Raw genomic sequence first — 2,881 nt, forward strand, 5'->3', positions numbered from 1 at the left:
TTTCGATCTCGCGCTCGCCGCTTTCGTCAAATTTGCTAAAGCTTTTCGATACGGACGCTCCCTCTTCGCTGCTTTTTTTGTAGATTTTTTCTAGGCGGCGGGTTTTGGCGTCGTAGTTTTGGCTTACTTCATATTCGTAGCGCGGCACGGCGCCGCCCTCTGTTTTATAACTCGTCTTTTGTAGGCAAATTTTATCCGCCGCCGCGTGTTTTGCTGCCGCCTCGGTCGCGCCCGCAGGCATCGCGAGAACTAATGTCGCCGCTAAAATAGAGCCTGCTAAAACTGCCGCTCGCGCCCGAAGCTTGTCTGCCGAAACCGCCGTCTGCGCCCTAAAAGCGCCCACCGAAATAATCGCTCGCGCCTTTAAATTTACCGCCGCAAAATCTGCCGCGTCCTCGGGCGAAATTTTAAAAATACCTCTCACGACCGTTCCTTTATCTGAATTTTAAATCGCGGGGCTTTCGAGCTCATACACGACGTCCTGCCCGCCCTCCACGCTTAAGATGAAGAGCGACTCGCCCTTGATCGCGATAGCGTGCATATCGCCGACGGCAGGCAGCTCGTAGGCATCCACCGCTCTCATCGTCTCCGTGTCCACGACGAGTAGGGTATTGTAATTTTTGCTAAGCGCTAGAATTTTGCCGTTTTTCACGTCGGCGCCGGTGATGTAGTAGTCGTTTAGATCGCGTCCGTCTTTTAGCTCAAGCCCTGCGCCCGGTTTTAGGACGCTCTCGGCGCTTAGGGTTTGATCGTTTTTATCGACCTTTATGACGACGACTTTTTTTGAAACCTCATTCGGCACCGAGAACATATACATAAACTCGCTTGCGGGGTCGCTTGCGATCGATAGGACGTAGGCCTTTTTTGCCCTGACGGTTAGCACGACGGGGCGATCTCTATACCACGAGGTCTTTAATCCGCCGCTGCTTTCGCGGAAGGTATTCCACTCTTTAAATTTATCGATCTCGCCCTGCGGCGCTTTTTCCACCGCCCAAAGGGTCTTGTTGAAAGCGGTCGTGATGAGCTTGCCGTCTGCAAAGGTGCTATCGACGCTGTATCTGATGTCGTATCCGTTCGGTTTGTCTAGGATCGCGCGGTGCGTTATGTTTTGCAGACTGCCGTCTAGAAAATATACTCCAGCAGCCGTCGAGACGACAGCGAACTCATCGCTTGCGGTGTCGTATGCGAGCCCGCCTGCGTTTCCTTGACCGAAGATCCCGGTCGCTTTAAACGCAAGCGGCTTTTTGCTTTTGATCTTAAGGGCGGGTTTTAAATTTTTCACGGCGCCGTCGTTTGGATTTTCGTTAAATTTAAACGCTCCTTCCTCTAAAGCGCCGGCGATGTGTGGCATCTGCACTTTATTTTTGCCCGTAAGCGAAAAGGGCCTTTGCAGCCTCGTCCAAATTTGAGCGGTCCATTTATCGCTTGCTTGAGCTAGATTTAAGCTTATCCTTTCGGGCTCGCCTTTGCCGCTAAAAGGCGGAACGCCCGTGGAGAAGAAGGCCTGGAAGGCGTTTGAGACGATGACGGCGAACGAGATCGCGACGATCGCGGTCGTGTATGCGCTAAAAGGGTTGAAGCTTTCGCTTTGCTCGTCTAGGTTTTGCGCTTTCGGAGCAAAAAGCAGCATTACGGGCATTACCAAAACGACGGCCCAATACACGAATGCGCCCCACGTGTAGGTGTGTGCGCCGAAGATAGCGTCGCCAAAGCCCATCCCCACGTCCCACGCAAAGCCGTCGAGCGAGGTGTGGCGGATACTCATAAAAAGCCCGTATGCCGCGCAGATGAAGACTGCCGAGACGTATTTGATCTTGGCTCCGTAGCGCAAGATAAAGATGCCTAAAACGCCGATTAAGATCATGCCGATGCGCTCGAACCAGCATAGCGTGCAGGGGCTCTCGCCCACGACGTATCCGAGATAGATGTTTGCGATGCCTACGGGGATAGCGAGGATCAGTAAAACCGCCGTGGTCATCAGTAGGTTAAATCTCTTTTGCATAGCGCCCTCCTAATAGCTTCCGAAGGGCAGCACGGAGGTAAAGCTCGCGATAAAATACATCGCAAAGCATAGTGCTGCGCCGAGCACGAAGAGCCTAAAGGCAACCTTTTCTTTCGCGGGCTTTCGCCACACTAGCCATACGGCAGCCGCTAGCAAAACAAGGATCAGTAGTTCCATGCCGTTCTCCTTATCGTGAAAATAGTTATTGAATGGTAATGCAGCTAGGATAAAATTTTACTTAAATTTTAAGATTACCTATGAAAATTTATATATTTTTGTAGCGATACGTATTTTGAAACTATATATCAACGGATAAAAAATGATCGATTAAGATAAATTTGAGCCGCGATACGTGAGGCGTGAAGCGATCGATCATCCTGGGATTAGTCGCTCCGCGATCTTATATTCGGTATAAAATTTTAAAATTTTGATGATTTCGCCGCTTTGACTGCGGTCTTAAAAAGAGCGGCGCGGCAAGAACTATCTTTGCGAAGCGACGGGGAGGGAGTATCTTTAGCGAAGCGGCAGCGGGTATTTTTGGCTATACGACGGGATGTCTTTAGCGGCGAAAAGAGCAAAAGCGCCATCGTCGTATAGCGCCGAGCCCTAAATTTAAGCTGGGCCGTAAAATTTAAAAGATTAGAGCAGCCGCCTGCGCAAAAGCGAATGTATAAATTTGACGCGCGCTCTTTTGGCGCTGAGCAGCGTGAAATTTCATCGCGCCTCTTTGCCGCTAATTTGCGATTTCATTCGCTACCGCTTTATATCCTCGCTCGAAAAAGCTCTCTCGCCTTCGTAAATTTTCTCATAGCGACTTAGCTTACCATCTTTGAAATAGCCGATGAAATAGGTTGCCGATTTTTCGGCCTGCTCTTGCGA

General features: G+C 50.3%; 2 protein-coding genes and 1 pseudogene. All 3 read right to left on the reverse strand.

Features of this window, described 5'->3' with window-relative positions:
- Positions 1-424, reverse strand: a pseudogene (locus Q0438_RS07320) (hypothetical protein); the annotation flags it as partial.
- A gap of 21 nt (positions 425-445) precedes the next feature.
- Positions 446-2,002 carry a disulfide bond formation protein B gene (locus tag Q0438_RS07325; protein WP_299189724.1) on the reverse strand — a complete coding sequence of 519 codons (1,557 nt, stop codon included), beginning with the start codon at positions 2,000-2,002 and terminating at the stop codon, positions 446-448.
- 9 nt (positions 2,003-2,011) lie between these two features.
- Entirely contained in the window at positions 2,012-2,179 is a 168-nt protein-coding gene (locus Q0438_RS07330; RefSeq protein ID WP_291936580.1) for a hypothetical protein, read from the reverse strand.
- Positions 2,180-2,881 lie beyond the last annotated feature (702 nt).

The organism is uncultured Campylobacter sp., from assembly GCF_938030785.1.
GTDB lineage: Bacteria > Campylobacterota > Campylobacteria > Campylobacterales > Campylobacteraceae > Campylobacter_B.